Here is a 3,569-nt window from a genome sequence, read left to right on the forward strand (position 1 = left end):
TTTAAATGAGGATATTGATCATCTTCTATTTCAGGATGAATCCATGATTCGTGATTACCAAGCCCTTCAGTATACATGGTTTTTAAAAGGTAAGCAGCGAATCATTCCCACTTACGGAAAGCATCAAGGTGTCAAACTCATCGGTACACTTAACTACGAAACAGGTGATGTGTTTTGTGTAGAAGAAGAACGGTATGATGCAGAAGCGTTTCTCCGTTTTCTTCAAAAGGTACTTGAACGCTATCCAATTGGCAAAATCGTCATGATTCTGGATAATGCCCGTATTCATCATGCGAAGCTAATCCAACCTTTCTTAAGTGAAAACCAACATCGTTTAGAGTTGGTGTTTTTGCCTCCCTACAGTCCTGAATTAAATCTAGTGGAAGGGCTGTGGAAGTGGCTCAAATCAGATGTTATTTATAACGTTTTTTATTCATCTGTCAAAGAGATTCGCAGGAATGTGCAAGCTTTTATTCGTGAGTTGAACGACACACCTGAAAAAGTCATTGACCGATTGTGTGTGCAATTGTAAAAGATAAATTCAACTTATATATCTGGTGGAGTACGAATTTCTCGAAGACGGCATCTATTTTGTCCAAGCCCATGTGACGGCGCGGGGTCTCCATGTTATGCCGACGGAACGGCTAATCGTCGGTGACGTATCAGAAGAAGAGCTTGAATCATTGGAGGAGGACTCTGGACAAAGTGAAACCGGCGGAGGCGCCCATCATTAAATAGAGGCTAAAATCTACTGGTGGAGTGACAAAGCTTACTCCACCAGTAGATTATCCATCTTTTTTAACGAGAAGATGGATTCCAATTCCTAAAGGGACGAATACACATACATAAACAAGTGGATCAATATAATGAATCCAATGTACATAGTGGGAAGGAGTGGTTTTCTCAACGGCTTGGGATAAAATCGCGAGCATGATCACCAGTGCGGAAAAGAGGAGAGCTAAGCCGATGAGGACGAAACCATACATTTTCGTAGTGGACAATGCTTTCACTACCTTTCTATTGTTCATTTGCTTCATTCGGTATGGAGTTGAGTAAATCGTCAGAGAGTTGGGACTTGGCTAATTCTCGTAATCTTTTATAAACGATGCCCTTCTCGTCAACTAAGGTGAAGGCTGTTTCCCCGTTTGTCTCGATGATCACTCGTTCGGACAGTACGATAATCGAATGATCCTCATCAATATCTGGCAAGGTCAGTCCACGAATGATAAAGCCACGGAATCCAAGAACTATCTCTTTACTAGACTCGGCCGAATGGTCTGCTGGTAGCTGCTCGATCAATGATGTCATCTCGTCTATTTCCTCTGCTGCCAATGCCCATGTCGGATTTGGCTGGCCTGATAACAAATCGACTTCTACTTCTGCTTGACCGGTCGTTTTTCCGCAACCTGAAACGATGAACACGAGTAAGGCTGCTAGCGTTACCTGTCTTAGCTTCATTTTTATTCGCTCCTTAAAGGGGGATGGACAATGGGTTTTCCCTGAACGATCTTTTCAAGGACGAGTCATGGGATAGACTGTATAATAAAAAGGGAGTTGCGATGACAGGAATTTATTGTCATCTATAGTATAAAGTAATCTACGTATCGTAACGTGCCAACTATTTATTGGTAAAATTATGTCTGGTTAAGCAACCACCTCATTGACGGTCATTTCCTCAGAGCTCGATTTATTTTGGGAATGGACTCGCTTTCAAGAGAGCCATCCCGATTTTCTTCGTAAGTATAATCGCTTGAAAGAGCAATTTCATGGAAAGCAGATGGAGATGTATCGTAGAGAGAAAAATCGATTTTTTGAAACGGTCTTAACATCAGAAGCGTATCAATCATTTGTACAACAAATAGACCGCACGAAAGGAGGAAGCGATGGAGAGTGAACGACTGAAGATTTTCGATGAAGATGGCAATCCCATTGGTGTGGCTACTCGTGAGGAAGTCCATGCCCGCGGGCTTTGGCATGAAACGTTTCACTGTTGGTTTATGACCAAAGAAGATGATACGCACTATCTCTATTTGCAAATCCGCAGCGAGCAGAAGAAGGATTATCCGAACTTATTGGACATTACAGCGGCGGGACACCTACTTGCCAATGAAGCCGTTCAGGATGGGGTACGGGAAGTGTATGAGGAAACGGGAATCGCGGTTTCATTTGAAGTGCTCAAGCCTTTAGGGATCATGAAATATAGCGTGACACGAGAGAAGTTAATCGATCAAGAGCGAGCCCATGTGTTTTTGTATCAAGATGGCATCACGTTTACTGATTTTCGCTTACAGCGTGAGGAAGTCGCAGGGATGGTTCGAGTGCGATTCGCAGATTTTTATATGTTTTGTTTGCGAAAAAAAAGAGGAAGTTGTCATAGAAGGCTTTAAACAAAACGAGAGCGGTGAAAAAATGCCCGTCCTTGAAAAGGTAGGATGGGAGCATTTTGTTCCCCACGAACCGTCATTTTATGAAGAGGTTGTGAACCGAATCGACAAGGCGATAAAGTCATAGAGCAACAGGCAATTTTAAAGATTTCCTGTCTATTGACCAAGTATAAGAGGGACGGTTTTCCTATGATATAGAGCTTAAGCAGGAACGGCTGAGGCGATTGACATAGAAAGGGTGGGTTGGCAGTGGATGTCGATTTAAATGAGCTTGCCGGGCAATTTGCCAGCGGTTTTTTAACCGTTGACGGGGTGTACCGAACGACTTTAGAAGCAGGGCGTGTTCTCGGACATACGCGTGCGTATCCGACCCCAAAATCCGTTAAAAGGGGAGGCGTCGTTTGTATTTAACGGAACTGCTTATCATCTCACCCCGGGGAAAGTCGTTCATGGTGGCAAAAATATGGAGCTGATCGTCAAAGTAGGAACGGCAGCTTTTGAATATTGTCTGATTCATTATACGCTTCATGCACGATCAAACCACCGGAATGATACGGATTCCCACTTTTTACTGGATCCCGGTGAAAATTTGGCGATTACCGAAAAGCTAGACCTGTTGCATCGAATTAAAAGCACCCCTGGAAATTTTCCTAAAATCCAAGCGAAAGCATTGTTTTACACGATCTTTCATGACATGTTGATTTGTGCGCGGAATCGGTTAAATCGGGAAAGTCAACTGGTGATTGAGCAAGTGGTGGAATATATCCACCATCATTATATGGAGCCGATGACGGTGAAAAAATTAGCCGATATGAGCGGCATGGGAGTTAAACCGTTTTCTTATTTGTTTAAGAAATACATCGGTATGTTTCCGATCGATTATCTCATTCAGTACCGATTAAAACGGGCAAAAAACCTTCTCGTCTCGAGCAACAGTAGCATCGCTGACATTGCTGAGAGCATCGGATACTTGGATGCCCTTTACTTTAGCCGACTGTTTAAAAGGCTCTACAATAAATGTGGCTCTACAATAAATGTTGGGGTTTTTGCACAAAAGAGGGCAAAAAAAATGCACGCAGGCTCCTTTATCCATTATCCTTGAATTGTTGAGAAACAAAGAAAGGATAGGAGCTGCGTGTACGATGAATTTTACCATGGATTTGCCCGGATTAAAAGGTGTGAAGG

General features: G+C 42.9%; 8 protein-coding genes. 6 read left to right on the top strand and 2 right to left on the bottom strand.

Features of this window, described 5'->3' with window-relative positions; translation table 11 throughout:
• On the top strand, positions 1 to 532 hold a 532-nt coding region (locus E2L07_RS21325; RefSeq protein WP_243854984.1), incomplete at its 5' end, for an IS630 family transposase.
• 25 nt (positions 533 to 557) lie between these two features.
• Complete coding sequence (locus E2L07_RS20940; RefSeq protein ID WP_166740112.1) at positions 558 to 734, top strand: hypothetical protein; 177 nt, start codon at positions 558 to 560, stop codon at positions 732 to 734.
• A gap of 51 nt (positions 735 to 785) precedes the next feature.
• On the opposite strand, the gene E2L07_RS17065 is transcribed toward E2L07_RS20940, so the two are convergent.
• Positions 786 to 1,001: a hypothetical protein gene (locus E2L07_RS17065; RefSeq protein WP_134230160.1), complete on the bottom strand. Its 216-nt coding sequence runs from the start codon at positions 999 to 1,001 to the stop codon at positions 786 to 788.
• Positions 1,002 to 1,017: 16 nt separating this feature from the next.
• Positions 1,018 to 1,458 (bottom strand): hypothetical protein, encoded by a 441-nt coding sequence (locus E2L07_RS17070; protein WP_134230161.1) that lies wholly within the window; start codon positions 1,456 to 1,458, stop codon positions 1,018 to 1,020.
• Positions 1,459 to 1,660: 202 nt separating this feature from the next.
• Between E2L07_RS17070 and E2L07_RS17075 the strand changes: the two genes are divergently transcribed.
• The 4 genes from E2L07_RS17075 to E2L07_RS21060 all read left to right on the top strand — a co-directional run bounded on the left by E2L07_RS17075 (position 1,661) and on the right by E2L07_RS21060 (position 3,486).
• Complete coding sequence (locus E2L07_RS17075; RefSeq protein WP_010897156.1) at positions 1,661 to 1,894, top strand: hypothetical protein; 234 nt, start codon at positions 1,661 to 1,663, stop codon at positions 1,892 to 1,894.
• Complete coding sequence (locus E2L07_RS17080) at positions 1,884 to 2,387, top strand: NUDIX hydrolase (protein ID WP_338121503.1); 504 nt, start codon at positions 1,884 to 1,886, stop codon at positions 2,385 to 2,387. Before E2L07_RS17075 ends, E2L07_RS17080 begins: the two co-directional genes overlap by 11 nt.
• A gap of 246 nt (positions 2,388 to 2,633) precedes the next feature.
• The gene (locus E2L07_RS20945) at positions 2,634 to 2,795 is read left to right on the top strand and encodes a hypothetical protein (RefSeq protein WP_166740113.1); all 162 of its coding nucleotides are present in this window, start codon (positions 2,634 to 2,636) and stop codon (positions 2,793 to 2,795) included.
• Positions 2,796 to 2,847: 52 nt separating this feature from the next.
• Positions 2,848 to 3,486 carry a helix-turn-helix domain-containing protein gene (locus E2L07_RS21060; RefSeq protein ID WP_243854985.1) on the top strand — a complete coding sequence of 213 codons (639 nt, stop codon included), beginning with the start codon at positions 2,848 to 2,850 and terminating at the stop codon, positions 3,484 to 3,486.
• Positions 3,487 to 3,569 lie beyond the last annotated feature (83 nt).

Origin of the sequence: Halalkalibacterium halodurans (genome assembly GCF_004376175.1) — a bacterium.
GTDB classification, from domain to species: Bacteria; Bacillota; Bacilli; order Bacillales; family Bacillaceae_D; genus Halalkalibacterium; species Halalkalibacterium halodurans.